Source organism: Mycobacterium botniense (assembly GCF_010723305.1).
Lineage (GTDB): Bacteria > Actinomycetota > Actinomycetes > Mycobacteriales > Mycobacteriaceae > Mycobacterium > Mycobacterium botniense.
The window spans coordinates 2,047,849-2,071,014 of the sequence record NZ_BLKW01000002.1; the positions used below are offsets into that span (position 1 = coordinate 2,047,849).

33 protein-coding genes and 2 pseudogenes are annotated in these 23,166 nt (G+C 64.8%); 13 read left to right on the forward strand and 22 right to left on the reverse strand.

Features of this window, described 5'->3' with window-relative positions; genetic code table 11:
• The first annotated feature begins 5 nt into the window (after positions 1-5).
• From G6N08_RS09685 to G6N08_RS09695, 3 genes are read left to right on the forward strand one after another with little or no spacing between them, the layout of a single operon-like run.
• On the forward strand, positions 6-1,184 hold the full coding sequence (locus tag G6N08_RS09685) for an amidohydrolase family protein (protein ID WP_163756407.1): 1,179 nt from the start codon (positions 6-8) through the stop codon (positions 1,182-1,184).
• Between the two features lie 32 nt (positions 1,185-1,216).
• Entirely contained in the window at positions 1,217-2,620 is a 1,404-nt protein-coding gene (locus G6N08_RS09690) for a FadD3 family acyl-CoA ligase (RefSeq protein ID WP_218033368.1), read from the forward strand.
• The gene (locus G6N08_RS09695; RefSeq protein WP_163756411.1) at positions 2,617-3,243 is read left to right on the forward strand and encodes a fatty-acid--CoA ligase; all 627 of its coding nucleotides are present in this window, start codon (positions 2,617-2,619) and stop codon (positions 3,241-3,243) included. Before G6N08_RS09690 ends, G6N08_RS09695 begins: the two co-directional genes overlap by 4 nt.
• Positions 3,244-3,331: 88 nt before the next feature.
• Here the strand turns inward: G6N08_RS09695 and G6N08_RS09700 are convergent, their stop codons facing one another.
• Positions 3,332-5,011: an alpha-keto acid decarboxylase family protein gene (locus G6N08_RS09700; RefSeq protein WP_163756413.1), complete on the reverse strand. Its 1,680-nt coding sequence runs from the start codon at positions 5,009-5,011 to the stop codon at positions 3,332-3,334.
• A gap of 188 nt (positions 5,012-5,199) precedes the next feature.
• Positions 5,200-6,375: a pyridoxal phosphate-dependent aminotransferase gene (locus G6N08_RS09710; RefSeq protein ID WP_163756414.1), complete on the reverse strand. Its 1,176-nt coding sequence runs from the start codon at positions 6,373-6,375 to the stop codon at positions 5,200-5,202.
• 203 nt (positions 6,376-6,578) lie between these two features.
• Here G6N08_RS09710 and G6N08_RS09715 point away from each other — a divergent pair, with 203 nt between their 5' ends.
• The 8 genes from G6N08_RS09715 to G6N08_RS09745 all read left to right on the forward strand — a co-directional run bounded on the left by G6N08_RS09715 (position 6,579) and on the right by G6N08_RS09745 (position 11,418).
• Complete coding sequence (locus G6N08_RS09715; protein ID WP_246216656.1) at positions 6,579-7,427, forward strand: tyrosine-type recombinase/integrase; 849 nt, start codon at positions 6,579-6,581, stop codon at positions 7,425-7,427.
• Positions 7,427-7,732 carry a hypothetical protein gene (locus tag G6N08_RS09720; RefSeq protein ID WP_163756416.1) on the forward strand — a complete coding sequence of 102 codons (306 nt, stop codon included), beginning with the start codon at positions 7,427-7,429 and terminating at the stop codon, positions 7,730-7,732. The genes G6N08_RS09715 and G6N08_RS09720 overlap by 1 nt, the downstream gene beginning before the upstream one ends.
• Before the next feature lie 109 nt (positions 7,733-7,841).
• A complete protein-coding gene (locus tag G6N08_RS09725) occupies positions 7,842-8,498 on the forward strand; it encodes a DUF6932 family protein (RefSeq protein WP_163756418.1) in 657 nt (218 codons plus the stop codon).
• Positions 8,491-9,225, forward strand: coding sequence for a hypothetical protein (locus G6N08_RS09730; protein ID WP_163756420.1), 735 nt, complete (start codon positions 8,491-8,493; stop codon positions 9,223-9,225). Before G6N08_RS09725 ends, G6N08_RS09730 begins: the two co-directional genes overlap by 8 nt.
• 200 nt (positions 9,226-9,425) lie before the next feature.
• Positions 9,426-10,208: a DUF732 domain-containing protein gene (locus tag G6N08_RS09735; protein WP_163756422.1), complete on the forward strand. Its 783-nt coding sequence runs from the start codon at positions 9,426-9,428 to the stop codon at positions 10,206-10,208.
• Positions 10,209-10,245: 37 nt separating this feature from the next.
• Positions 10,246-10,407: a hypothetical protein gene (locus G6N08_RS20160; protein ID WP_170301272.1), complete on the forward strand. Its 162-nt coding sequence runs from the start codon at positions 10,246-10,248 to the stop codon at positions 10,405-10,407.
• Positions 10,408-10,420: 13 nt separating this feature from the next.
• The gene (locus G6N08_RS09740; RefSeq protein ID WP_163756424.1) at positions 10,421-10,642 is read left to right on the forward strand and encodes a hypothetical protein; all 222 of its coding nucleotides are present in this window, start codon (positions 10,421-10,423) and stop codon (positions 10,640-10,642) included.
• Between the two features lie 476 nt (positions 10,643-11,118).
• Positions 11,119-11,418: a hypothetical protein gene (locus G6N08_RS09745; protein ID WP_163756426.1), complete on the forward strand. Its 300-nt coding sequence runs from the start codon at positions 11,119-11,121 to the stop codon at positions 11,416-11,418.
• A 441-nt stretch (positions 11,419-11,859) separates the two neighbouring features.
• Here G6N08_RS09745 and G6N08_RS21430 read toward each other — a convergent pair whose 3' ends face one another.
• The 15 genes and pseudogenes from G6N08_RS21430 to G6N08_RS21320 all read right to left on the reverse strand — a co-directional run bounded on the left by G6N08_RS21430 (position 11,860) and on the right by G6N08_RS21320 (position 19,353).
• Positions 11,860-12,687, reverse strand: a complete 828-nt coding sequence (locus G6N08_RS21430; RefSeq protein ID WP_443093839.1) for a PPE family protein — start codon at positions 12,685-12,687, stop codon at positions 11,860-11,862.
• Positions 12,600-12,959: a DUF7427 family protein gene (locus G6N08_RS20645; RefSeq protein ID WP_246216723.1), complete on the reverse strand. Its 360-nt coding sequence runs from the start codon at positions 12,957-12,959 to the stop codon at positions 12,600-12,602. Before G6N08_RS20645 ends, G6N08_RS21430 begins: the two co-directional genes overlap by 88 nt.
• On the reverse strand, positions 12,956-13,105 hold the full coding sequence (locus G6N08_RS09755) for a hypothetical protein (RefSeq protein WP_163756431.1): 150 nt from the start codon (positions 13,103-13,105) through the stop codon (positions 12,956-12,958). Before G6N08_RS09755 ends, G6N08_RS20645 begins: the two co-directional genes overlap by 4 nt.
• 9 nt (positions 13,106-13,114) lie before the next feature.
• Positions 13,115-13,450 carry a DUF2746 domain-containing protein gene (locus G6N08_RS09760; RefSeq protein ID WP_083129664.1) on the reverse strand — a complete coding sequence of 112 codons (336 nt, stop codon included), beginning with the start codon at positions 13,448-13,450 and terminating at the stop codon, positions 13,115-13,117.
• Entirely contained in the window at positions 13,450-13,677 is a 228-nt protein-coding gene (locus tag G6N08_RS09765; RefSeq protein ID WP_083129665.1) for a hypothetical protein, read from the reverse strand. Before G6N08_RS09765 ends, G6N08_RS09760 begins: the two co-directional genes overlap by 1 nt.
• Positions 13,655-14,695 (reverse strand): PE-PPE domain-containing protein, encoded by a 1,041-nt coding sequence (locus tag G6N08_RS09770; RefSeq protein WP_163659740.1) that lies wholly within the window; start codon positions 14,693-14,695, stop codon positions 13,655-13,657. Before G6N08_RS09770 ends, G6N08_RS09765 begins: the two co-directional genes overlap by 23 nt.
• Positions 14,692-15,027 carry a hypothetical protein gene (locus G6N08_RS09775; RefSeq protein WP_083129667.1) on the reverse strand — a complete coding sequence of 112 codons (336 nt, stop codon included), beginning with the start codon at positions 15,025-15,027 and terminating at the stop codon, positions 14,692-14,694. The genes G6N08_RS09770 and G6N08_RS09775 overlap by 4 nt, the downstream gene beginning before the upstream one ends.
• On the reverse strand, positions 15,027-15,866 hold the full coding sequence (locus G6N08_RS09780) for a GH25 family lysozyme (protein ID WP_163756433.1): 840 nt from the start codon (positions 15,864-15,866) through the stop codon (positions 15,027-15,029). The genes G6N08_RS09775 and G6N08_RS09780 overlap by 1 nt, the downstream gene beginning before the upstream one ends.
• 13 nt (positions 15,867-15,879) lie before the next feature.
• A pseudogene (locus G6N08_RS09785) lies at positions 15,880-16,227 on the reverse strand (C40 family peptidase); the annotation flags it as partial.
• 71 nt (positions 16,228-16,298) lie between these two features.
• Complete coding sequence (locus G6N08_RS20650; RefSeq protein WP_246216657.1) at positions 16,299-16,571, reverse strand: hypothetical protein; 273 nt, start codon at positions 16,569-16,571, stop codon at positions 16,299-16,301.
• Positions 16,519-17,127 carry a hypothetical protein gene (locus tag G6N08_RS09790; protein ID WP_246216658.1) on the reverse strand — a complete coding sequence of 203 codons (609 nt, stop codon included), beginning with the start codon at positions 17,125-17,127 and terminating at the stop codon, positions 16,519-16,521. The genes G6N08_RS20650 and G6N08_RS09790 overlap by 53 nt, the downstream gene beginning before the upstream one ends.
• Before the next feature lie 9 nt (positions 17,128-17,136).
• The gene (locus G6N08_RS09795) at positions 17,137-17,394 is read right to left on the reverse strand and encodes a hypothetical protein (protein WP_003921248.1); all 258 of its coding nucleotides are present in this window, start codon (positions 17,392-17,394) and stop codon (positions 17,137-17,139) included.
• On the reverse strand, positions 17,394-17,939 hold the full coding sequence (locus tag G6N08_RS09800; protein ID WP_163756435.1) for a phospholipase D-like domain-containing protein: 546 nt from the start codon (positions 17,937-17,939) through the stop codon (positions 17,394-17,396). Before G6N08_RS09800 ends, G6N08_RS09795 begins: the two co-directional genes overlap by 1 nt.
• A gap of 117 nt (positions 17,940-18,056) precedes the next feature.
• Positions 18,057-18,293 (reverse strand): hypothetical protein, encoded by a 237-nt coding sequence (locus tag G6N08_RS21315; protein WP_371868978.1) that lies wholly within the window; start codon positions 18,291-18,293, stop codon positions 18,057-18,059.
• A gap of 256 nt (positions 18,294-18,549) precedes the next feature.
• Positions 18,550-19,353: a glycine-rich domain-containing protein gene (locus G6N08_RS21320; RefSeq protein WP_371869011.1), complete on the reverse strand. Its 804-nt coding sequence runs from the start codon at positions 19,351-19,353 to the stop codon at positions 18,550-18,552.
• On the opposite strand from G6N08_RS21320, the gene G6N08_RS09810 reads away from it, so the two are divergent.
• Positions 19,271-19,564, forward strand: a complete 294-nt coding sequence (locus G6N08_RS09810; protein ID WP_163756439.1) for a hypothetical protein — start codon at positions 19,271-19,273, stop codon at positions 19,562-19,564. The genes G6N08_RS21320 and G6N08_RS09810 overlap by 83 nt on opposite strands.
• A gap of 11 nt (positions 19,565-19,575) precedes the next feature.
• Positions 19,576-19,719 carry a hypothetical protein gene (locus G6N08_RS09815; RefSeq protein ID WP_157139267.1) on the forward strand — a complete coding sequence of 48 codons (144 nt, stop codon included), beginning with the start codon at positions 19,576-19,578 and terminating at the stop codon, positions 19,717-19,719.
• Here G6N08_RS09815 and G6N08_RS09820 read toward each other — a convergent pair.
• The 5 genes and pseudogenes from G6N08_RS09820 to G6N08_RS09840 form a co-directional block, all read right to left on the reverse strand.
• Positions 19,700-20,603, reverse strand: a pseudogene (locus G6N08_RS09820) (glycine-rich domain-containing protein). The gene G6N08_RS09815 and the pseudogene G6N08_RS09820 overlap by 20 nt on opposite strands.
• A 123-nt stretch (positions 20,604-20,726) precedes the next feature.
• Positions 20,727-21,212: a hypothetical protein gene (locus G6N08_RS09825; RefSeq protein ID WP_163756443.1), complete on the reverse strand. Its 486-nt coding sequence runs from the start codon at positions 21,210-21,212 to the stop codon at positions 20,727-20,729.
• Positions 21,172-21,906, reverse strand: a complete 735-nt coding sequence (locus G6N08_RS09830; RefSeq protein WP_163756445.1) for a hypothetical protein — start codon at positions 21,904-21,906, stop codon at positions 21,172-21,174. The genes G6N08_RS09825 and G6N08_RS09830 overlap by 41 nt, the downstream gene beginning before the upstream one ends.
• Before the next feature lie 147 nt (positions 21,907-22,053).
• Complete coding sequence (locus G6N08_RS09835; RefSeq protein ID WP_163756447.1) at positions 22,054-22,842, reverse strand: hypothetical protein; 789 nt, start codon at positions 22,840-22,842, stop codon at positions 22,054-22,056.
• Complete coding sequence (locus tag G6N08_RS09840; RefSeq protein ID WP_163756449.1) at positions 22,830-23,048, reverse strand: hypothetical protein; 219 nt, start codon at positions 23,046-23,048, stop codon at positions 22,830-22,832. The genes G6N08_RS09835 and G6N08_RS09840 overlap by 13 nt, the downstream gene beginning before the upstream one ends.
• Positions 23,049-23,166: the final 118 nt, after the last annotated feature.

The following is a 23,166-nucleotide window of genomic DNA, read 5'->3' on the forward strand; positions in this document are numbered from 1 at the left end:
TCTTTATGCCTGCTGCTGAACTGACCTATCCGCTGTTCGACGCCGACAACCATCTGTACGAGACCCAGGATTCCCTGACCAAGTACCTGCCCACCCAGTACCGGGACGCGATCCAGTACGTGCAGGTGAATGGCCGCACCAAGATTGCGGTGCGCGGGGTGATCAGTGATTACATTCCCAATCCCACCTTCGAGGTGGTGGCGCGGCCGGGAGCGATGGAAGAGTATTTCAAGCACGGCAATCCGGAGGGCAAGAGTCGCCGGGAGATTTTCGGTGAGCCGATGCGTTCGATCCCGGCATTCCGCGAACCGGGCCCGCGGCTGGAACTGATGAACGAGCTGGGTGTCGACCGCTCGCTGATGTTCCCGACGCTGGCGAGCCTGGTCGAGGAGCGTCTGCGCGACGACCCCCTGCTGATCCATGTGGTGGTGCATGCGCTTAATCAATGGCTGGATGAGGTCTGGGGTTTCAACTACAAGGACCGCATCTTCACCGTGCCGGTGATCAGCCTGCCGATCGTGGAGAAGGCAATCGAGGAGCTGGATTGGGTGGTTGAACGCGGAGCGCGCGCCATCCTGGTGCGTCCGGCTCCAGTGCCCGGGTACCGCGGTCCGCGGTCGTTTGCGCTGCCGGAGTTCGACCCCTTCTGGCAGCGGGTGGTCGACCATGACGTACTGGTGGCCATGCATTCGTCAGATAGCGGTTATGCCCGCTACACCGCGGAATGGGACGGCACTGACAAAGAGATGCTGCCGTTCCAGACCAATGCGTTCGCCATGCTCAATGAGTGGCGGCCGGTGCAGGATGCGGTGGCGTCGTGGGTGATCCACGGCGCATTGTTCCGGTTTCCCAAGCTGAAGGTTGCCGTTATCGAGAACGGGTCCCGATGGCTGGCGCCGCTGTTGGATCAGATGGCTGACGTGTACAAAAAGACTCCGGAGAGTTTTTTGGGCAACCCTGTCGAGGAGATTAAAAACCGCATCCACATCAGCCCCTTTTACGAGGACGGCGTGGCTGACCTGATTGACCTGATCGGTGTGGATCGGGTGTTGTTCGGCTCGGACTACCCGCACCCTGAAGGCTTGGCACAGCCGCGTCACTTCGCCGACGCACTGCAACACCTGGCGCTCGGGGATCAGGCCAAGATCATGGGCGGCAATCTCGCCAGACTGATGGCGGTGTGACCGCGAATCGATCATGGCAGACCATCCCCGAGATGGTCTTGAGTGCAGCGGATCGCTTCGGCGACGCTGAAGCGGTCGTCGACGGCCCGCTGCGGCTGACCTTCACCGAACTTGTCGATCGGATTCGTTGCGCGGCCGGCGCGTTTGTCAAAGCGGGAATAGCCAAAGGTGACCGGGTGGCGATCTGGGCGCCTAACTCTGCCGAATGGATTATCGCCGCCTTCGGTGTCCTGACGGCCGGTGGTGTGCTGGTCCCAGTCAACACCCGGTTCCAGGCAGCTGAGGCTGCCGACATCATCCACCGCAGTGGCGTGAAGGCGGTGCTGGTGGAAAAGGGTTTCCTCGGACGCAATTTCACGGTGCCCGCCGACGTGCCCGCATACGACCTGAAGTCGGATTTCCTGGCCGCCGGCTCGCCATATGAGCGACCGGTCAGCGGAGAGGACATCGCCGATATTCTTTACACCTCGGGCACCACCGGTCGTCCCAAGGGCGTCATGATGAACCACCTGCAGACGCTGCGGAATTACACGGACTGGTGCGAGCTGGCGGACTTGCGCGAAGGTGACCGCTATCTGATTGTCAACCCGTTCTTCCACACCTTTGGCTACAAGGCGGGCTGCATCGCGTCGTTGATCCGTGGCGCCACCATTATTCCAGTCGCGGTCTTCCAGATAGATCAGGTACTGGAACTCATTGAACGCGAACGGGTTACCATGCTGCCCGGCCCTCCTACACTGTATCAATCATTGCTTGCGGCCCAAAGTGGCCACGATCTGTCGTCATTGCGGGCAGCGGTGACCGGAGCCGCGGACATCCCGGTCGAACTTGTCCGCCGGATACGCAGCGAACTACCCTTTCAGTCCATCATGACCGGTTACGGCTTGACCGAAGCGGGGACCGTCACGGCGTCGCGGCCGGGAGACTCCTTCGAGGACATCGCGACCACTGCGGGTACTGCCTGCGACGGAATCGAGGTGCGTATCGCCGGGGACGGCGAGGTGCTGGTCCGCGGTTACAGCGTGATGCAGGGCTATCTCGACGACTCCAAAGCCACCGCCGAAGCGATTGACGAGGATGGCTGGTTGCACACCGGCGACCTGGGCAGCCTGGACGCGGCCGGACGGCTTCGGATCAGCGGACGTAAGAAGGACATGTTCATTGTCGGCGGCTTCAACGCCTACCCGGCGGAGATCGAGGGCTTTCTGCTGGAACACCCCGCGGTCGTGCAGGCGGCGGTGATCGGCGTTCCCGACGAACGGCTCGGCGAAGTGGGCAAGGCGTTCGTGGTGGTGAAAACCCCTGTGCCCGAAAATGAGTTGATCGGCTGGTGTCGACAACGGATGGCCGGATTCAAGGTGCCGCGCTCCATCCAGTTCGTTGATCGGCTACCGCTCAACGCGGCGGGAAAAGTGATGAAAGACCAGCTGCGGTGAAAACCGGCGAAACTCACTCGATGGTGCTCGCGTCCGATTACCGTGTCCCCAATCCCGACCGGGTGTGGCCGTTGCTGCAGCGCCGCAAGTCCGGTCTTGCCGGTATCGGTGCCCACCACGTGCTGGTCTACAAATCGACGCATGACTACGGGCGGGTGTTGGTGATGATCGGCGTGCGCAGCCGAGAGCCGATCGTGGAACTGCTTCGATCGCGGGTCTTCTTCGACTGGTTCGATGCGGTTGGTGTCGAAGATATCCCGGCTGTCTTCGCCGGCGAAATCATCGACCGCTTCGATTCCACACCATCGTCTGCTCCGACCGCGCCCGGTGTCATGGTGGCTGCGATCGCATCCGTCGACGACGTTTGTGCTCTGACCTCAGAAATCCATTCCGCACTGAGCGCATTCAAAGCCGCAGGTATCTGCAAGACGTGGGTTTTTCGAGCTTTCGACGATATACACGAAGTCCTGATCCTGCAGGAGACCAATGGCGAGAGCGAGGCGCTCCGCTGGATCGAGCATCCCGCCACGGTGACGCAGTGGATGACTCGGGATGAGGGTGTGGGCGTGTATCCGCCGCTGTTCGTTGGCGAATTCGTGAACATAATGCGTATCGATCAGTGAGGTCGAGTCAGATGTTCGCGGCCACTGCACCGGGTGCTCCCTCCTCAGCGCTTCGCGCAACCAGCGACCGGCACACCGACGTGCAAACTCAGCGGCGCCTGCCACCGTCCGGTGCAGTGGGCTGGGTCAACTCCGCGAGCAAATCGGGGATGTCCAGGCGCGGGACGATGGCTTCGATCAGCACCATGCGGTCCTGATACTCGGCTGCGGCAGCGCACGCATCATCGAGCTCCCCGTAAGTGTGCGCGCGGAAAACCAGATGATTCTTTACCCCCAGGGCGTTGGGTATTTCCGGCCAATTCCAGCGCACAATGTCGTTGTAGGGGGCACTCTGTCCGTGGATCATCCGTTCGATGGTGTAACCGTCGTTGTTGACCACCACGATCACCGGGGACAGCCCTTCGCGAGAGAAGACGCCGAGCTCCTGCACCGTCAGCTGTGCCGCCCCGTCGCCGATCAGCAGCACCGTTCTGCGGTCCGGATGCGCGAGCGCTGCTCCAAGCGCAGCGGGCAGGGTGTAACCGATTGATCCCCATAGCGGTTGGCCGAGGAAGGTGACACCCCGGGGAAGCCGGTGAGCCGCCATACCATAGAACGAAGTCCCCTGATCGGCGAGTACCACGTTGCCGGGAGTCAATGCCTCGGAAACCCTGTCCCACAGTATCTGCTGGGTAAGACGCTGATTGCGGGAGGGCTTCTGCGGGGGTGGGGCATCAGATTTCGACGCGACAGGCGGCGACACCTTCCGGCGCCGGGCCAGGATCGTGGCCAGGGCATCGAGCGCCGCGTCCATCTCCAATGGCGCGAACACCTGACCCGCCACGGTGCTCTGATACTGCCCGACATCGATTGTGCGGGCCGGATCGATGCGCTGGGTGAAGAAACCGCTGACCATGTCGGTGAATACCACCCCCGCCGTCACTAGCACCGGTGCCTGCTCGATCGCCCGGCGCACTGGTTCGGCACTGGACGCCCCGGCGTAGATTCCCAAAAAGTTAGGCGAGCTCTCATCGACCAGACTCTTACCCCACATCAGCGTGGCGTGGGGCACCTCGTCAGCCGCCAGCAGCGCTTCGAGCTGTTTGACCGCTTGCAGCCGATGAACCAAGAAGTCGGCCAGAACCGTCAGCTGGTGGTCGGCGATGAGCTCGGTTGCGGCGTCGATGAACAACGACAACGCCCGTGGGCTGGTGCCCCCGGTGTAACGGGGCAGTGGCGCACTGGGCGGCTCGACCGGGAAGCGCGCCACATCCGTGGCCATCAGCAGGTATCCCGGTCGTTTTTGCTCGCGCACCTCGCATAGCACCCGGTCGATCTCCCTGGTTGCCGTGGCTGGCATGAGATTAGCTTGGGCACAAGTTATTTCGCGACTTATCCGCAGGAAATGCTCGAAATCACCGTCGCCGAGCGAATGATGCAGCGCTCGGCGCGCGCCCTGAGCGTCTTTAGACGGACCTCCGACGATATGCACCACAGGCACATGCTCGGCGTAGCTGCCCGCTATCGCATTTGCTGCAGACAGCTCACCCACGCCGAATGTTGTGACCACGGCTGACATTCCACGCAGCCGCCCGTAGCCGTCGGCCGCATAACCGGCGTTCAGTTCATTGGTGTTGCCTACCCAGCGGATGTCCGGGTGGGCGACGATGTGATCGAGGAATTCCAGATTGTAGTCGCCGGGAACCCCGAAGACTTCGGAAACCCCGAGCTCCGCGAGACGATCGAGCAGATAGTCGCCAACGGTATAGGTGTCGCGGATAGCAGTCACGTGACCACGGTACGCTCGGCTGAAAACGACCTCCGGCCAGCCGCCGGCCCGCTGTCGTGCGGGCCGTGGCAATCAGGGAATCCCGCGAAGTCGTGATCGAAGCAACTCCGGAGGCGATCCTCGACGCGCTGGCTGACATCAGCCCTGTGCCGGTCCGCGGTGCACAAACGGGATGACGTCATCGACACTTATCCCTCGCCCCGCAGCATCGTCAATCGCCTGATCGCCTCATCGAGGGTGTCCTCACGTTTGCAGAAGGTGAACCGCACCAGATGATTCCACACTTCTGGATGCCGACCCGCGGGATCGCAGAACGCCGACATCGGGATTGCGGCGACACCGACCTGCTCGGGCAGAGCCGCGCAAAACGCCGTGCTGTCGTCGTAGCCGAGCGGGCGCGGGTCCGCGCACAGAAAGTAGGTCCCGGAACTGTCATGGACCTCGAAGCCGATCTGGGTCAACCCGGCCGCCAGCCGGTCGCGGCGCTCCTGCAGCGACGTTCGTAGCGCAGCCACCCAGGACTCTTCGGTGTTCAGCGCCAAGGCCACCGCCGGCTGAAAAGGTGCGCCGCCTACATAGCTCAGGTACTGCTTGGCGGCCCGCACACCGCTGATGAGTTCCGCCGGACCGCAAGCCCATCCGATCTTCCAGCCGGTGCAGTTGAACATCTTGGACGCGCTGGAAATCGTGATGGTCCGTTCGGCCATGCCCGGGTAGCCGGCCAGCGGCAGGTGGCGATGCCCGTCATAGACCAGGTGCTCGTATACCTCGTCGGTGATCACCAGCAGATCCGCGGCCACCGCAATTTCGGCAATGGCCGCCAACTCGGTGGTACTGAGCACCATCCCGGTCGGATTGTGCGGAGAGTTGACGATCAGCGCACGGGTGCGGGGCGTCACCGCACGCCGCAGCGCGTCGGCGTCCAGGGCGAACCCCCGCCCGTCGGGCACCAGCGGCACGGTTACCCGTCGCGCGCCGGCCAGGGCCACCACCGGCGAGTACGAGTCGTAGAACGGCTCGATCAGGATCACTTCCTCGAGAGGTTCGACCAGCCCGAGCACCGCTGCCGCGATGGCTTCGGTCGCCCCGACCGTCACCAGCACCTCGGTGTCCGGGTCGTAGTCGATGCCGAAATGTCGTTTGCGCTGCGCGGCAATCGCGTGCCGCAGCGCCGCGATCCCCGTTCCGGGCGGGTACTGATTAGCGCCGGCGGAGATAGCGTCCTGCGCGGCTTTCAGCATGGCCGGTGGCCCGTCCTCGTCAGGGAAACCTTGGCCCAGGTTCACCGCGCCGAGGCGCGCAGCCAGCGCCGACATCTCGGCGAACACCGTGGTCGCATAGGGCCGCAGCCGCGACACCGTCATGGATGTTGAGGGTAGGCGCCACGGTTGCCGTGCACGCCCTGGCATCCCGGAGCTCCGCGGGCGGGGCTCCCAACCAACAGGTGAGTCCAGTGGTGCCCCGCGAGCAGCGTAGACCCGAAAGTGCGCCGACTAACGTACTTTCGAGTAGTGATTTGCGCAACGATATTGCTACAACTCTACAGTTGTCGATTTATAGTTTGCGTGTGCGTAAGCGGGAGACGCCGCTTCCAGCACCGTGGGAAGAGGCGCTATCTGGTTGGGAGACCTGGATGCGCGTCGCCGGCCGCCGCGAATCGACGGTGCGACTGCGCAGCGACCTGGTGCGCTCGATCGCACGGCGTTCGCGCACAGGACATCCCCGTGACCTGACGCTCAACGACATCGTGCGGCTGTGCTCCGAGCGGCCCTGGTCAGCAGAGCATCGCCGAGCTGTGCGCACGTCACTGATCGGCTTCTACGACTGGGCGATGAAATCCGGCATCGCCGACGAGAATCCCGCCGCGATGCTGCCGAAGATCGCCGCACCCGCGCCAGCCCCTCGACCCGCCCCCGATGAGGTGTGGCACGATTTGCTCGCTGCCGCACCGCCGCGGGAAAGGTTGATGGCCCTGTTGGCCGGCGAGGCCGGGCTGCGGCGCGGCGAGGTCGCGGTCGCCCATTCCAACGACTTGATCCAGGATGTGCACGGCTGGTCGCTGCTCGTTCGCGGCAAAGGTGGCAAGCAGCGCGTGGTACCGCTCACCGATCGGCTCGTCGCCGAGATCCGTTCCTACTGCAAGAAGGCGGGCTATCTGTTTCCTGGCCAGATCGACGGGCACATCAGCCCCAAACAGGTCGGCACCGTCATCAGCCGACTGATGCCGCCCGGCTGGACGATGCACAAACTGCGGCACCGATTCGCGACCCGCGGCTACGCCGGGACCGGTAATCTGCGCGCCGTGCAGGAAGCGCTCGGTCACGCGTCGGTGGCGACCACGCAACGCTACACCGCCGTGTCAGCGCGAGACATCCGTGCCGTCGCCGAAGCCGCCGCACGCAAGGTGGCCTCGTAATGACAACGGCGCTGTTTCGTCACGTGACACTAGCCGGGGTCGCGGCGCTCGTTGCCGTTTGCCCGGCAGCCTGCACCTCAACGTCCACCGCGCCGCCTGTCACGGTCACGGTAACGAAGTCGACTACCAGCAGCTCGGCGACGGCGGCGGCCCAGGTGGAAATTCCCGACGTCATCAACCAGAACGCCGAGATCGCGCGTGAACAGCTCGAGCAGATCGGATTGACCAATATCCAGTTGGTGCCCGCGAACCCTAAATATCAGCTAGTGCTGCCGCGCCGCCAACTGGACAGTCGTCGATGTTGATCCGCCGCCGGGCACGCTCATCACCGCAGACGCGCCGGTGATCGTGAAAGTCACCAAACCGTAAAACCTGGGACAGAGATCAAAGGGGAAAGAAGGAGGGAGCGACAGCATGGAGCGCATCATCCTGACCGTGATAGCTGCGACGCTAGCCTTGGGTGGCCTGGTGTCTGCGTCGCCGTCGGCCCACGCGCTGCCGCGCTGTCGTCGATGCGGCCGACCACCGGGCCTTCGCAATTCCAGTCGCCCTCGAACAGACGAGCTAGGCCTGCTTCCCCCCAGCCCCAACCCGTATCCGGCGACGCTTAATGAGATTCACCAGCGGTTCGTCTTGGAGGCTCCCGAACAGACTCGCGAGCGCCGTAGCCTGATTTTCGAGGCTCTTCGCCTCCATGTCGCAATGATGCGACGGTTGTTCAAACACTGCCGGATATGGCTCGCCGGCGGATTCGTCACCCACAAGGCCGATCCTCCACGCGATGCTGACCTGGCTTTCCTTCTGCCCGCACGGCTGATGTCACACGCTCTTAGCCAAACCGCGCTACCGTTGTGGACGTTGGCTGACGTGACAGGCCGCATCGGCGCGGGAGGGCCGCTGGGTCTCACACCTAGGTTGCAGCCTTGCCTGGGCTTGACGGACTCTTTCCTAGTTAATTCGGAGTCGCTGGCCAACGTGGAATACTGGAGAAGGCTTTGGTCCAGTGTCATCGATCGCAGCGGTGCCGCCACCGTGAGGACCAAAGGCTTCGTGGAGGTTGTCGATGACTGAGCTGGCTTCGATGACTGATGAGGAGCTGCTGCGTCAGTCAATCCGCGAAATCCTCGCCGGCTTTCCCCCGCGCGAGGCTGGGCTGCTGCTAAACAACATGTACGCCGGCGGGGCGATCGCCGACCGGCCGTCAATGTTGGCGGTGTGGAATGAGGAGCTTTCACCCGAGCAGGCTGAGCTGGACTTGCATCTGACCGGTGAGGGCATCAGGGACCACAGTGCTCGCGCGGACCAGCTAGCCCGGCTGGTTTCGGGGATCAACGATGCGACGAAGGCGATCGTCCGGGACAAACTGGGCCTGCGCAGCCTCAACCGGAACCTGCTTGTCGAAGGTGTTGCACCTGGGTCTGTGCATGTGGTTTTGCGTGCTGACGCTCCGATCGAAGCCTCTGGAACGGAGCCGATGCGCGATGTTGACGCTTCGAGCCCGGATTCGGTGGCATTGCGCACGGTGGCGCGCGTGTTCACGGTCGCTTCCTCCGATGAGCCTTCGGTATCCGGCGATTTGCGGTCGATGCCTGCGCGGGCTCGCGCCGCGTTGCGGCGCGCGGTGGTGACTGTCAGCAAAGCCAATTGGGAGATCGACGGCGAGATCAGGCAGCGCACCTACGGCGCGGATCCGGTGCGTTTGTCTCGGCGAGGCGCGGTGGAGCTGCTGCACCAGCTTGCAGCACACAACTACACGACCGAAACGAACCCCCGCCCCAATGGAATGGTCCGGGACTAAACACGTGGGATGTGCCCGGCACGTACGGCGGGTGGACTACCAACCAGCTGATCTGCGACCCGATCACCTACCGGTGCCGCCAATACGTGACACCGTAACCAAAAGGCTAGGTGCTGGATTATGGGACGGATATTCGAACCCCTTCGTTATTCCGATGAAAACCGGCTTCTAGCTGCGAAAACGGCAAGGAATGAGCTGACATGGAGACACGAACCGACATCACGCGACCTGCGGAAACACGAGACAGCATTGACGGTGTCAATGGGGCCGGAAACGCCCCCACGGTCGCCGCGCAGGAATGCCTGCGGACTGAGCTGATCGAGACGGCGGTCGTCGATCGGCCGCCGCTGGCCTACAGCGACGCCGACGTGACTGCGACTGATTTCACCGAGCAATCCGGCGATGACCCGTGGGACGACGACGCGTGGGAGGACGAGTACCGCGCCTACGCATGGGGCACCGTCAAGATTTTCGTGGGCCTGATGGCGGTCGTCGTTGTCGCAGCGGGATGGATCGTCGCGATCGCGTTGATGTCAAAAGGTCACTCTCCAGCGACTGATGCGGCGACGCCCGAGTCAACACCAGCGACGGAGGCGCAAGCACCGCCTGCGCCGCCGACGACAGTAACCTCACCGCCGACGACAGTAACCTCACCGCCGACGACAGTGACGGCGCCGCCGACGACAGTGACGGTCACGCAAACATCCACACCCGTCGCAGCGCCACTGGTGCCTACTGCGCAAGCGCCGCCCAGCCGTACTCCCGATCAGATATTCCTCAGCGAAGCGCGTGCGGGCGGCCTGGTCATCCTGGACGACTCGGTGGCGGCCGCTGATGCCCGGCAAGGCTGCGAATATCTCGCGGCGGGCCACACCGCGCGGGAAACGCAGGAGCTCGCCATGCGCAATAATCCGTCGCTGACGTGGCGGGACGCGGAAGTCTACGTGCGCGCCGCCATCGACGCCTACTGCCCTCAATACTGATCACGGCGCGTGCCGCATGTACGGGGAGGATGGCTGAGTGGGCCGGTGGGATTTTACGCGAGAAGAGATCTGGGCGATGATGGCGGTCGAGCAGGCGGAGAAGTATGCCGCGCTAGCGGCAACGTTCGGCGCGGATGCCGTTGACGCGATGCTCATGTTTCCGTGGTCTCCCGAAGTTCCAGGGGAACGACTTTGCTAGCAAAGGTGTTTTGATGCCCAACCTTACTAACCGGACCCTTGAGGACAAGGTTAAACGTCCGTTCCGGGAGCGGTGCCGGCAACAGAATGCCGCGTTCGACGACTACCGCGCCAGCCACCGGCCCGTCGTCGACGCAGTGCGGCGGCTCGTGCACGACGGGCAGCTCGCCGCGCCGACCGTGGCCGGCGGCCGCCTGGCCGTTTGCCAGCGCGCCCAGCGCGACCTGGGGGAGTAGCCCCCCGGCGGCGCGCCGCACCCCGAACAGATCGAGGCGATGACCGCAAAAGCGGTCGACGAGCTGGTCGACGTGCTCAACGCGGCGCGCGACCCCGCTGTATACGTGTACAGGCGCGACGAGGACATGCATGCATGCTGCCCGGCCAGATACGGCACATTTGCCGGCGCGGTGGTGGCGCCACGTGGTCGCCCGTGCCTGCCAGGAAGTGCCCGGCGTGGTCATCACGTCGTGAGCTATGCAAACCGGGCCGTATCCTGATCCGAACGCATAGAAGGAGGGCCCATGAAGCTTGCGGCGCGCGCGAAAATGATGGTCACACCAGCCTGGCAGGCGTACTATGATGCGATCTAAAACCGCACAGCCGCCTCGTTCATGCGCTCAACCAGATTTACGGCACCCTAGCTAGTAGCCCGCTGTGCCCGTTATCGCCTTTGTGTACAGCTGTCTGTACAGTGGAGGAGGCACCAAAAGTCATGGACCCCAGCGCGATCGAAGCGGGCGACGTTATTGAGGCGACCTTCAACCCGCAGCGGACCGACGATCTCACGCCAGCAGCGGCGGCGATCGTCGGGCAGCGATTCCAGTGGACGTGCGTGCGACGCGTCGAGGACAACGGCCCCGACTATGACGGCCAGTGGCGTCTCGAGCTCGGCAAAGACGACTGCGAGCGAACCGGCCTGTGGTGGGTGGCGTTATGCGACCTGAGTGACATCGTCTATGTCGGCCGCGATCAACGGGCAGCCGACGAGTACAGAATCCTCAACGGCCTCTGATGCCGCGCCGACGTAGCCCCGGCGCGCCCTGCAGGAGGCCTTGCGGCGGTGTAAAAGAGTTCGGACGTAGGTTCCGTCGAAGACGAGCAAGTCTGAAGGAAGGAGCCTACGTCCGTGTCGAAGAGGATATCGCCTGATCAGATATTCCTCAGCGAAGCGCGAGGTAGTCGCCGCCGCGTGGCCTATCCAGCTGAGGGGTGTCGCGTCGGCACCACTTTCGACACATGCCCGTATTCGGGGTCTTCGCGGATCTTGCGTTGTGCGCTGCGGCCGGCGGTGGTGACCGGGACTGCGGGCGGCACAGGATTCCGGTCTGGTAGCGCTGTGTGGTCGGAGTCGCCACCGAGACGGTTGGCGCCCGGCCTTCAAGGTTCCAGGGCTGTGTGGTCCAGGTGGGCGCCGAGAAGCGGCCAAGCCGCCCCGCGCCGCCCATGTTGGCGGTCACGTGGGTCGACACGTACGGTGTCGCGCCGCTGACGCTGAACGTCTGCGGTGCGCCGCCGCCGTGACCGTCGCCGCTGGACGCGGCTGCCGTAGCGATGAGTTGGCTTTCGGCGGCCACCTCGGTGTAGCCGATGAAATCGACGAACAGCTGCGCGAGGTTGACCGGGTAGCCGCCGCCCAGCGACTGCTCGATGTACTGGCCGAGGATGGTGCCGCCGTCGAGGCCCAGGACAGGCACACCGTTAGGGTTGAGTCCGAGGCTGTTGAGCAGTTGTTCGAGGATGGATTCAATGGACTCAACGCCGCCGGTGGTGGCCGCGGGTTGGATCGCCGGCGCCCCGGGTTGGTGGTTTGCGGCGCCGGCGCGAACGGCGTAATCGGCGCCGTCGCAGCCAATGACTGCGCCTGGTACCGCGCCATCGCGGCCACGTCTTGTGCCCACATCTCGACGTACTGCGCCTCGGTCTCCATGATGGCCGGTGTGTTCTGGCCGAGCAGGTTCGTCGCCACCAGCGCGGCCAGCTGCGCCCTGTTAGCGGCGATAACGGGCGGCGGTACGGTCGCGGCGAGCGCGGCCTGGTAGGCTTGCGCCGCGGCGTTGGCTTGCGCGCCGATGCGGCTGCATTGCGCCGCGGACGCTTCCAGCCACGCGATGTACGTGGCGGCTGCTCGCGCCATCGCGGCAGACGACGGCCCGTGCCACGCGTCGGCGAGCCCTGAGATGACCGATCGGTACGCTACGGCAGCGGCGTCCAGATCGCCGGCCAGCCGCTGCCAGGCCAGCGCCGCGGTCTGGAGCGGCGCCGCTCCCGCACCGGTGTACATGCGGGCCGAGTTGATCTCCGGTGGAAGCGCCGGGTAATCCATCTAATCCCTGCCCCGGTGAGATGTATTGGGTCCACAGCTGGATGCAGCCAGCCGGCCAGATGCCCCACCACTGTGCCGATCACCCCATAGGTGAGCAGCGGATGGGTTTGGGTGTAACGGCGGCTAGCGTCAGACAGCGTTTCGCCGCGCGGGCACAGTGCGTCCCACGCGCCGACGCCGGCCACCAGTGCGACGCCGAGCGCGATCCACGCCTTGTCGGATGGCCTCACCGGGATCCCTGGCTATAACGATCGAGCAGCCGGTCCAGCATGGACTGCCACGTGAGCTCGCGCTCGATCTCGCCCTGATCCCGCGCGGCGCGTAGTTGCGCCAGCGCGGTGGTGATCTGCTCAGTCAGCGGCGACCGCGCCTGCATGAGGTCACGTCACATCTGTTCGGGGTGGCGGCGTTTCGCCGTTTCGATGCGCCGCTCGAGGTCGAGCCGTGCTTCGCGCTCGTCACGCAGCTCGCCGCGGACACCGCCGATGTCCTGGCGGATGCCGCGCATATCGCGGCGCACGTCATCGAAACCGGCGCGGACCTCGGCCCGGAACTCGTCCAGATCTTCCCGCAGGTTCGAGTCGTGACCGTTGACGAGCTGGTCGCGGATGCCGCCGACTGCGCGTGCATGGTTGCGACTGTCGATCCATGCTTTTCCCCAGCCGCCGACCGTGATGACGACGAGCCCGGCCAGCCCGATCAGGGTGGTCGGCTCGCCCATCAGGAGGCGAACTGGTCGAGGTCGTCGATCAGCGGCTCTGCGGTCTTGATGAAGCCCGCCACAGCGGCAATCACCGCCAAGCCGCTGCTGATCGCGCCGGCCCACGTCTCGGGAAGGATGCCGGCGAACTCATGCAGCGCGTAGGTACCGACAGAGCCAGTGGCGGCCAGGACCGCGACCGCGGCCTGCGCTGCCTTGGACGGCTTAAACGGGAGTTTGATACTCATCTTCGATGACCTTTCGGGGTTTAGGCCGCCGCGCTGTGAGTGTTGCGATGTTGTGCAGGAAACCCACGGCGTTGGCGACAAGGTTTGAGTAGCCGCCGATCTCGCCGACGTAGCTGATGTGCGGTGCGGTTGGGCCGCCGGGCGCAGCCAGGAAGTCGATGCCCTGCAGCGCGGCCTCGACGGCGGCCTGGGTGCCGGTGGCGTTGGCCTGCGGCCCGCTGATCAACCCGATCAGCAGTCCCTCGAGCGCGCCCAGTCCGGCGGCCGCCAGCCCGGCGATGCCGCCGGTGAACGCCGGGATCAGACCGAGATCTTTGACGGCCATGACCAGTGCGTTGACAATGTCGGTGGTCAGTGCGCCGAGGTCGTTGAACTGCAGGCCGGTGGCCACGGTGTAGACGTCGGTCATGTCCTGCCCGACTTGGCCGTTGGGGACGCTCGCGTACATGTCGAGGCCGGCGTCGCCATTGGCCGGGCTATGCACGTAGTCGGCCCACACGACCTGCCCGTCGCGCATCGGCAGCTCGGTCATGTTCAGCGACGAGATGCCGTGCCCCCCTGGGTCGGCGATACCTGGGGCGTAGAAACCGGCTCCGCGGCACGGGTTTCCGAACGTGTAGCCGCCCACGAAATTCGGGGCGTACTGCGCGAGAGGGCCGTCCATGATGTCGATCGCGACGCGTGACACCACCTCGGCGCCTTGGCTGTAGCCTCCGAGGACGAACGTCTGCAACGGGTTGGCGGCGAGCCATTCCGCGATCCAGTTGTAGCCGTCAGCGACCGACTGCTGGTAGCTCGGCGACGAGGCCGAACCGCCCACCGGGCCGAACGACGCCGGGTAGGGCACCGCAACCTCGTAGCACAACCCGTCATCGACGTAGGTGTTTAGCCCGGCGACCACCATCGACGGGTACTGGGTGCCCGGCGCCGACTCCCACGTGCCGCCCACGGTGAGCACAGCGTGCCGGACCTTCACAACACCGGAGATGCCGGCCTGCAGGTCCGCCCACCCGGTCATTTCGCGCTCGTCGGAAGACCGTTGGCTTTGCGCCACTGGATCGCGAATTCCATCAACTCGATCAGCACGTCCCCGGAGTCGCGTTCGATGCCGTCGGAGAAGACGTGCGTCCACGCGATCTGCTCGGCGACGGTGACCTGCTGCTCGAACGCGTCATAGGTGCCCTGATAGCTCTGACCGTTGTGGGTAGAGTTCCAGGGGCCGCGCGCCGGGTCGTTGACGATATCGCCGATGTTGCGAGGATGCCGCGCCAGCACGTTGCGCCACGGCATCGGTGTCCCATCGACTTTCACCCCAGAGACGTCGGCCTGCAAGCTGTTGGCGTCACTCATCATTGCTTCCCTTCGATAGAGTTCTTGACCGACGCGAGCGCGTCGACCGGCGTGAGGTTTTGGCCTTGCGCGTTCTGGCCGAGCTGCGGCCAGCCCTGCCCGCCTGGTCCGCGCAGCTGGTCCCAGACCTCTCGTACCTTTTGCAGCAGCTCTTGCTGCTCAGCGTCGGTCAACGCCATAAATAGTCCTCCTATACCTAGTAGTGATCTCAGATCATCAACAGAGCCACGAAACGCGTTGGCGTCCACGGACATTCCCGCAACCAGCGCGGCGTCGGTGAATTGCCAAATGACGGGGGTGGCGCCGCCGTAGCCGGTCCAGCCTTGGCCGTTGTCGCCGCCCGCGTCGGCGTATTCGGTGCTGGCGTAGTTGCCCTCTTCGTAGTAGGCCGACGACACCAGCCCGACCACACCGGACAGGTCGGGGGAGCCGATCTGTTGCCAATACCAGTGCGGTATATAGGACAGCCGCATGTTGACACCCGCCGCGACGAACGCGTTCCACACGGCCCAAAAGTTGGTGATGTCACCGGAGTTGGCTTCGAAGTCGAGCATGCACGGCGCCGCCCCGTTACTCGGGTCGTTGGCCAGATAGGTTTGCGCCTGCTGCGCCGGGTCGTCGGTGGTGACATAGTGGTAGCCGACAACCAGGTTTCCGGTCTGCTGCGCCCACTGCCACACGGTGGGCCAGTACGGGTCTCGGTAGTAGTTTCCTTCCGATACTTTGTGCTCGATCCACGTGAAACCTTCGGAGATGATCTCGTTGAGGGCCGAAACGATGGCCGCCGCTGGCTGGCCACCCCAGTTGTTATTGGATAAATCCACTCCGTACAGCGTCACCTGTTTTTCCTCCTTAGACGTATCTGCGTGCGTTGTGGAACGGGCCGCCTTGGACTATCGGCACTTCTTCTACTGGCACCCCGTAGGTGGCGGCTTGGATGATGTTGCCGTCGCCGCTGTAGATCGCGGCGTGGCTGGCGTCGGGGTAGAAGGTGACCACGTCGCCGGGCTGCAGGTCGGGGCGGTCGACCGGCTGGCCGCCGACCGCGAGCGCCTGACTCGAATGCGGCAGCGTGATGCCGACTTGCGCGTACGCCCACACGACCAGCCCGGAGCAGTCGAACGCATCCGGACCCGCCGCGCCCCACTGGTAGGGTCTGCCGATCGCGGTACGGGCCACCGCCACAACAGTGGCAGCGTCAGCCTTCGATTGCGGGGACATCGCGCTGAGCAACAACAGATGCGCGGCGAGCACGGTCGCGCCAGTTCGGATCACGGTCCAGGACGCGGCGCCAGCTCGTCGCTGTCTTTGCGCGGACGCCGTCGCGGCGTCGGGGCTAGCACGGGTCCGGTGTCCAGCTTGCGAAGATCACTGGACAGCTTGTCGAAGTCGACACCCGCGGGGCTCTTGCCGCCGGTGAACATTTCCTCGGTGAGCGCGACGACAGCGACGGTGTTGAAGGCGCTGAAGAACGGCGCGGTGATGGCGCCGTCACCGCCCCATGTGGGCAGCTGCGCGGTGTGGCGGTCGGAGGCGCCCCACACCGGAATGTAATGTCCGCCTTCGACCCGGTGACGGCCGGGGATGAGATGCCACGCTTGCCCGGATTCGAACTGGGCTTCCGCGTAGTCGGGAACTAGGATTCCCACACCCTTCAAACAGGCTCAACGCGATCAGCATTTCGTCCCAGTCCCCCGGTGTCAGCCCGGCGTAGGCGACGATCTTGTGCCGGTTGCCGTCCGCGTCCACGATGCCAGTGTTCTGCCGGAATTCGTAGAGTTCGTGGACGTCGGTGCCTTGGTCGCTGCCGGGATCGGCGGGGTTGTATCCGGTGATCTCCGAGTAGTTCTGCACCGCGGTGTCGTCGGTGAAATTGACGGTGACGCCGCGCAGCGCGTTCGCCAGGCGGATCTCCTCGATGCTGCCCGCGATTGCGCAGTCACCGATCCGGTCGTTGAGGTACATTCGCGGCTTGACCAGACCGGCGTGCCCGAGCGGGAACTTCAGCGAATCAACGCTTGGCAGGTCGCTGGTGTAGTAGTCGCACAGCCGGATTCGCGGATGGGTGTGGACGGGCTTCAATCCGAGCTTGTATTTCACGGCGGTCTCCTATGCTTGCTCGAGTGCTTCGCCGAGCTCGGCGAGCGCTTTGTTGTGGCGGTTGTGGGCCAGGACGTGCCCGGCGGCGACGATGGCGGCGATCGGCCACTCGATCAGCTCGAGCGCTGCCAGCGCAGCCACACCGCCGTAGTAGGCCAGCTGGTCGAGCTCCGGCACCGGCACCGTGCCGAACAGCGGAAGCGCAATAGTGGGGCGGTGTTTGGCGGCCACCTGTTTGACCGCGGTTGCTTTCTTGGGTGCGGGCATCAGGAACCTTTCTGTTTGCCGAGCATGTTGGCGTGGATGGCGTCGATGCGGCCCCGGGCCTCGGCGGCGACGTAGGGGTCGGCGGTGACGCTCATTTCGTTGTCCTGCAAGCGTTCGCCCGCGTCGCTCCAGTTGGTTGAGCCCTGAACCACCCAAAGGTTGTCGACCACAACCATTTTCATGTGCATGATGCGGCCGTGTTCGCTTCGTCCGATAGCGATCGACGACGCCGGATAGTCCTGCTGGGCGAGCAGCTGGCGTTCGTGGACGCCGCCGGCCTGCGAGCTGTCCAGGGTGAGCTGCACGTAGCAGTGCTCTTGAACGAGCTTGCTGCGCAGTATTTCTGCGAGCTGCGGGTCGTCAAATCCGTACATGGCGACAACCAGGGAGTGCTGGGCGCTGTTGAGCAGATAGCACAATGCGCCGTGCACGTCGACCGGGGCGTAGAGGGTGCGCCGGTGCTCGGGATAGCCGGGCGGCAGCGGTTGGGTGCGGTATTTGTCGAGCACCGACAGGCTGTAGAGAGGGTGAGCGCGGGTGCTCATTTGTTGTCCTTGTGGCCGTGATGGATGGCGTGGCCGACGTATTCGAGGATGGCGCCGATGGCAGCTGAGGCGAGGCCGCCGGTCGCGAAGGCGGTCAGCCAGCCGGTTGCGCTCATGTCAGGCGGGTGTGATGACGCCGATGCCGTCTGCCGACCAGTTCACCGCGAACACGCCGTTGGACGGGGACTGCACCCCGAAGTCGACCCAGCCGATCAGCGGATCGGTTGCGGCTGAGCCGGTTTTGGCGTCGTAGAGCACTGCCTTGTACGCGGAGAATGTGGCGTTGGACCATTGCGCGTTGGCGCCGGTGAAATCCCAACCTGCTGGGGTGATTGCGATCGACCCGATCACCACACCCCCGGCGGTGTAGCCGGGGCCGCTGATCTCATACGCCTGCGGCGTCGACCAGAACTGGTCGGCGGCTTGTTGGGTGTAGCCGGAGCCGACGAGCGCCAGCAGAGTGTGTCCGATGTCGGGTTGATCTTTCCCTGCGCCAGCGCAGTGAAGAAGCTGTTGTAGAAGTGAGCGGTTACGGCCATGCTGATGAAGCCTCCTTTCTGCGGACGTGTTGTGCGGGAGGGGTTTTCGTTTGAGAGCCGCTGTCAGCGGGCTAGTTCCATTCGATGAGCGTGTATCCGGCTCCGCCGTTGCCTCCGTTCGCGCTTTGACCGCCGCCACCCCCGCCACCGCCGTAGAGTCCGCCGTTGCCGCCGACGTATCCGTTTCCTGAGCCGCCGCCGCCCCCTGCGCCGCCGTTTCCGGCAGCGGCATCGATTGGCGCGGAGCCGTCCGAGTTATTTCCACCTGCGCCGCCGGTGCGCGTCGTGGAATCGCCGCCAGCGCCAGCTCCGCCTCCAGAGCTGACGAGGGCCCCACCACCGCCGCCAGCGCCAACGTTGTCGGTGGTATCGCTGACGCCGGGGAAGCCGTAGCTTACGTACCCGTTACCACCCGCTTTGCCGGTATGTGTGGAAGCGGTTATGCCGGAGGCTGAGCTTGTGCCGCCAGCACCGCCAGGCGGATTCGGGGTACTGCCGACGCCGTTAGCTCCGGGTTGGCCACCGCCAGCGGATAGCGAGACGCTGCCAGATGAGAATGTGGACGCGCCGCCAGCGGTCGGGGATGAACCTGCCACCCCGCCTGCGCCGCGAGTGACCGAATACGTCGCGCCGAGCGATGCAACAGGTATGAACACGCGGTCTACGCGGCCTCCGCCGCCGCCTCCGCCACCACCGTAGAAGCCATTGTCGTCGCTGCCAGACCCGCCTGCACCGCCGCCGCCGATCAGCGTGACCCAGCAACCGCTTGTGCCAGCGGGCACAGGCTGATTCGTGCGGTTGACGTTCTCTTCGGCGAACGGCGTGAACGACGAGACGGTCGCGGTGGGCGCCGGCATGGAGGCGGCCGCGGCCATCGCTGGGGCGGCGAGGTTGACGCCGCTCGATACCGCCGGTGCGGGCATGGAGGCGGCCGCCGACATCGCGGGTGGTGTGATCGTGCCGCTCGTTGAGAGGGCCGGCGCAGGCATGGTTGCGGTGGCGGCCATCGCCGGGGCCGGCACGATGACCTCCACCGTGGGTGCGGGCATCGTTGCGACGGCCTGCATTCCGGAACCACCATCATGATGGAGTCCTGAATGCTGGGCGCGGGCATCTTCGCGATCGCCGACATGGCCGGGACGGTGACTGCTGCGTCGATCACCGGCCACCAGCCCGTCGACGAGGGCGGTGCAGACCAAACACTGTCCCCGAACGGCAGCGTCATGACTGGTACGCCCTAATCCATGCTTGGCCATCAGCGCCCGCGCCGCCGAACAAATACGGCGCCGCACCGCCGCCACCACCCCCGGGCGCGCTGCCGGCGAAGCTGTCGAACACCGTGCCCCCGCCGTAATAGATGACGCCGTTGTAGGTTTCGTTTCCGGGTGAGGCGCCGTATTGACTGGTTGGGAGGAAGCCCGATCCCCCTGCGCCGCCGGGACAGGTCAGTGTGTGCTGGTGCCCCAGGGTCGGTCCACTGGAATGTGGTCGCGGTGCCTGGAAGTCCGGCGGTGAACCATTGAATCTGCTGCGGCCCACCGGCACCCACGGTGACGGTGATCGTGCCGCCGGGCGCAATATCGGTTCCGACAACCAGGGTTCCCACGTTCCAGCTGCCGGCCGAACCGCCCTGCCCTCCGATGAAGACTTCCGCGCCCTGGCCGGCGCCGCCGCCGCCGACGCCGACAAGGTCGAGCTTGTTGCCCGCAACCATCCAAGGCGGCAGCGTGAAGGTGTATTGGCCGGCCGCGGCGTAGGTGCTCGTTACGGGTGGCTGGTAGTTCGGCGGTACGTTGCTCACCCCGAGCCCGACGTATGGGGTGTTGCCGGTGTAGGTGATGCCGCTCGATAGCGCGGTGGGCCCGCTGGATCCGGTGTTGCGGGTGAAGCCGGTCTGTTTCGTGTTCGCGCTCGGGTGGTCGGTTTGCCAAGATTGGCCCAGCCCGGCGATGTACACGGTGCCGGAGCCGACGACCTGGTATTCGACCAGGATGACATCGCCTGGGTTGACCGGGATTTCGTCTGCGTAGGGGAAGGTGTAGACGTTCCACTGCCCGGTCTTCGACAGGTTGGTGTGCAGGTCGCCGGAGCTGAACAGCGGCGTGATGTTGCCGGAGCTGTCCATCTTGGCGAAGTTCAGGTAGAACGCTGTGACGGTGCCGGAGTAGTAGCCCCACCACTGGTGAAAGCCGAGGGTTTTCGCCTGGCTGGCGCGCAGAAAGCCGCCGGCCGACGCGGATTGTCGCCGTCACCGTCGAGGGAGCCGAACCGAGCCCAGCGATTGCAGGCTCATGTTGGACTCGACGGTTTCCTCAAGGCCGGCCGAGACCGCCCGGTTGTCCTGAATGCCGAGCGTGTTGGTGGCGTTCTGCGCCAACGTCATCGCGTTGACGGTGACGTGCGCGGCGCTCTGCACCGCCTGCGTCACCGTCGACAGCGGGTTGCCGCTGCTCGACACCCCCGACAGATTGAGCGCGTTCGCCAGTGTGGTGGCGAGGTTGTCCCACATGTTTTGGATCGTCGAGCCGATGTCTTCGATGCCCTGAATCCCTGGATGGCGGACGCGGGAACGCCGGACAGCAGACTCGAGGGGATCGTGTTGACCTTCTTCACCGAGCCGTCGTCGAACCACACCTGCCCCGCAGTCGCAATCGCGTCCACCAGGGCGCAGAAAGACCGTGTCAACGCTGCCGTCAATCGGGACGGTGAAGGTTTGCGAAAGCTGCTGCCACACCGACTGGCTCGCTGGCGGGTTGGTGAACTCGGCCAGCACGACCGATGACACGCGTTGCGGCACCTGCATACCGGCGAACTTGTACTGCAGCACCTCCAGCCGGATTGGGTTGGTTCCGGTGTAGACGAGACCGGCCCACTTCGCCCAGATCGACATGGCGAGCTGCTCGCCGGGCGTGACCGGGATCGGGTTGCCGACATCGGTAGAGGTATGCGCCGTCGGGTTGGATCAGCAGCGAACCGGGGTTGGTGCGCCCGGTGGTGCCGTCCCAGGTGATCTGCGGGGCGCGCGCCGACACCGACGCCGCGGTGTCGAAGCCGGGCGCCCACAGCAGTTCGGGGTTGATGTCGACGATGTGCGCGCCCGCGAGCACAACACCGGTTGCGGGGCGCAGCTGGCCGGCGATGTTCAATCCGGGGATGGCCTGCAGCGCGTTAGCGAAGTCCCCGAACGGGTTTCCGGTCAACAAGCCTTGCAGCGAGTTGACCAGCTGGTTGATCGCGTCTTTGCCTTGCGACAGGATCTGCGACACCGGGTTGTTGGTGCCGGAGCCGCCGAACAACTGGACCACGTTGTCGATGGCCTGCTGCACATCGGTTGCGGCGTCGTTGATGTCGGACTGCAAGGTGTTCGACCACGACGACAGCTGCGCGAGCACACCGCTGAGGTTTTGGCCGGTGACCACGCCGATCAACGCTTGGACAACCCAGCGCAGGAATCCCTCTATGAGCTGCTGGCCGATCGCCTCAATCTGCTGCGCAGTGAACGGGCGCGCGCAGCGAGCTGCCTGGCGGGTAGTGTACGGACGGGTCCGGTGTCGTCCAATTCGGCGCTGGACTGGTCATGACGACAGCGGCGCCCCTACCACGGTGAACACGCAGCGGCCGGTGGAGTATTCGTCAGTTGTCGCCGCTTGCTGCTCGGCGTTCAAATACACGGTGGCGGACGTTCCGGCGCCGACTTGACCGACCGAGCCCCCGTTGAGCAAAGCCCCGAACTCGGGGATGATCACAGGCGCCGGGGGCGCCGCGCCCAGCGTGCCGAATCCGCGGCCGATCTCGGCGCCTCCCTGTGTGTTTGGTGCGCCGCCTAGCCGGGCCACCAAATCCACCTTCGTGTTCACGGTGCCCGCGACCTCAACGGAGGCGAACACCAGCGGAAGATACGGCTGGGTCTGGGCAGGTATCGTCAGCGATGACAACGTGCGCACTTGGCCGCCCGAGGTTCCGGTGGTGGGTATCCCGGTGACGTTGTAGGCGAACAGGAATGGCAGCGGAGCCGGGTTGAATTTTCCGGTCGCCGAGTTGAACAGCAGCGTCGCGCCGTTGACTAGGGTTCCCACCAGGTCTTCGGCGCTGGCGATGAGGAAGCTGCCGACGGTGCCCGGTGAACCTTGCGGCAGCCCGAGGTCCAGCACGTACGCGGACGGGATCCCGGGGCCACCCGGCGCTGTTTCGCGCAGGTCGGCGGTAGCGCTGCTGCCCGCGGCTAGCGTGTTGACGTTGCCGATGGCCAACTGTGGTGGGGACCGCTGGCCGGCGGCCAGCGGAGGTATCCCGTTTGCTTGTGCGCCGCCCGGCCCGAACACCATGACAGCGGTTTTCGTCGAACCGGGGTCTATCCCCGCCACAGGACCGGCCCGTAATACAGCACCGAACCGGCGGGGTAACCCTCAGGGTTCCAATTCCATTGACCTAGCGGATAATTCGCACCCTGCGCGGTGATGTCATAGTCAACCAGGATCACAGCCCCGTTCGCCGGCGGTTGCGCGAATGTCAGAGTTGACGGCGGATCCTCGCTGTAGTCAACGCCGTCGTGTTGGCGTTCACCGTTCACATAGACCCGAGTGCTGCCAGGGTAGAACGGCTGCGACGTAGTGAAAACGGTGTTGGTTCCGTTACAGCCCCGGACGGGGCTTCGCCGTAAATACTCACACCCGCTGCCCTTTTCCTGT

Excerpts from the sequence above, each read along its gene's own strand:
- G6N08_RS09685 (WP_163756407.1), top strand. The coding sequence starts at position 6 with ATGCCTGCTGCTGAACTGACCTATCCGCTGTTCGACGCCGACAACCAT.
- G6N08_RS09690 (WP_218033368.1), top strand. The coding sequence starts at position 1,217 with ATGGTCTTGAGTGCAGCGGATCGCTTCGGCGACGCTGAAGCGGTCGTC.
- G6N08_RS09710 (WP_163756414.1), bottom strand. The coding sequence starts at position 6,375 with ATGACGGTGTCGCGGCTGCGGCCCTATGCGACCACGGTGTTCGCCGAG.
- G6N08_RS09720 (WP_163756416.1), top strand. The coding sequence starts at position 7,427 with ATGACAACGGCGCTGTTTCGTCACGTGACACTAGCCGGGGTCGCGGCG.
- G6N08_RS09725 (WP_163756418.1), top strand. The coding sequence starts at position 7,842 with ATGGAGCGCATCATCCTGACCGTGATAGCTGCGACGCTAGCCTTGGGT.
- G6N08_RS09730 (WP_163756420.1), top strand. The coding sequence starts at position 8,491 with ATGACTGAGCTGGCTTCGATGACTGATGAGGAGCTGCTGCGTCAGTCA.
- G6N08_RS09735 (WP_163756422.1), top strand. The coding sequence starts at position 9,426 with ATGGAGACACGAACCGACATCACGCGACCTGCGGAAACACGAGACAGC.
- G6N08_RS09740 (WP_163756424.1), top strand. The coding sequence starts at position 10,421 with ATGCCCAACCTTACTAACCGGACCCTTGAGGACAAGGTTAAACGTCCG.
- G6N08_RS09745 (WP_163756426.1), top strand. The coding sequence starts at position 11,119 with ATGGACCCCAGCGCGATCGAAGCGGGCGACGTTATTGAGGCGACCTTC.
- G6N08_RS21430 (WP_443093839.1), bottom strand. The coding sequence starts at position 12,687 with ATGTACACCGGTGCGGGAGCGGCGCCGCTCCAGACCGCGGCGCTGGCC.
- G6N08_RS09755 (WP_163756431.1), bottom strand. The coding sequence starts at position 13,105 with ATGCAGGCGCGGTCGCCGCTGACTGAGCAGATCACCACCGCGCTGGCG.
- G6N08_RS09760 (WP_083129664.1), bottom strand. The coding sequence starts at position 13,450 with ATGGGCGAGCCGACCACCCTGATCGGGCTGGCCGGGCTCGTCGTCATC.
- G6N08_RS09765 (WP_083129665.1), bottom strand. The coding sequence starts at position 13,677 with ATGAGTATCAAACTCCCGTTTAAGCCGTCCAAGGCAGCGCAGGCCGCG.
- G6N08_RS09770 (WP_163659740.1), bottom strand. The coding sequence starts at position 14,695 with ATGACCGGGTGGGCGGACCTGCAGGCCGGCATCTCCGGTGTTGTGAAG.
- G6N08_RS09775 (WP_083129667.1), bottom strand. The coding sequence starts at position 15,027 with ATGAGTGACGCCAACAGCTTGCAGGCCGACGTCTCTGGGGTGAAAGTC.
- G6N08_RS09795 (WP_003921248.1), bottom strand. The coding sequence starts at position 17,394 with ATGCCCGCACCCAAGAAAGCAACCGCGGTCAAACAGGTGGCCGCCAAA.
- G6N08_RS09800 (WP_163756435.1), bottom strand. The coding sequence starts at position 17,939 with ATGAGCACCCGCGCTCACCCTCTCTACAGCCTGTCGGTGCTCGACAAA.
- G6N08_RS21320 (WP_371869011.1), bottom strand. The coding sequence starts at position 19,353 with ATGGCCGCGGCCGCCTCCATGCCGGCGCCCACCGCGACCGTCTCGTCG.
- G6N08_RS09815 (WP_157139267.1), top strand. The coding sequence starts at position 19,576 with ATGCTGGGCGCGGGCATCTTCGCGATCGCCGACATGGCCGGGACGGTG.